The following is a 613-nucleotide window of genomic DNA, read 5'->3' as shown; positions in this document are numbered from 1 at the left end:
CGCTGCGCGCGGCGGGGTCAGCGGCGTCCGCGTGCCCGGCGTGGCCGAGCAGCACGGCGCGCAGTCCCTCGCGGATCCGGTGCGCAACGGCGACGTCGTCCGCCGTCATACGGGCGTCCGCGGAGACCAGGCCGCGGGTCGCGAACCAGTCGCGCAGGGCCGTCGCGGAGCCGAGGCTTTCCGCGTCCTCCTGCGGCTCGTAGCTGTTCACGAAGTCGCGCACGAGCCCCGCCGACGGCGGAGCCGGCGTGTCGAAGCCGTTCTCCTCGAGCTGCATGACACCAGCGTAATGGCTTGACCGGTGTGGGGGCCGTGGGCAACCATGACACCGGCCAACGACTAACGGTGGTGTACAACGATGTGCAGGGGGCACGATGACGAACGCGGCAACGGTGCGGCGCACGGGACTGCTGGTCGTGGCTCTCGGCCTGCTCACCACGCTCGGCCCGCTCTCGATCGACCTCTACCTCCCGGCGTTCCCCACCCTGCGTGACGAGTTCGGGGCGGACGACGGCGCAGTGCAGCTCACGCTCGCCGGGATGACCGTCGGGCTCGCGCTCGGCAACCTGGTCACCGGTGCGTGGAGCGACCGGGTCGGACGACGCCCGCCGCT

General features: G+C 72.1%; 2 protein-coding genes. One reads left to right on the top strand and one right to left on the bottom strand.

The features are described 5' to 3' along the window. Window positions 1-277: ABATE domain-containing protein (locus PROKR_RS23165; protein WP_036968074.1), on the bottom strand; the 277-nt coding region annotated here is incomplete at its 3' end. Window positions 278-374: 97 nt separating this feature from the next. Between PROKR_RS23165 and PROKR_RS23160 the strand changes: the two genes are divergently transcribed. Continuing rightward, window positions 375-613: MFS transporter (locus PROKR_RS23160; RefSeq protein ID WP_036968070.1), on the top strand; the 239-nt coding region annotated here is incomplete at its 3' end.

Source organism: Promicromonospora kroppenstedtii DSM 19349 (assembly GCF_000515355.1).
GTDB classification, from domain to species: Bacteria; Actinomycetota; Actinomycetes; order Actinomycetales; family Cellulomonadaceae; genus Promicromonospora; species Promicromonospora kroppenstedtii.
The sequence above is the reverse complement of the archived record's forward strand: the minus strand, read 5'-3'. Positions and strand labels throughout refer to the sequence as shown.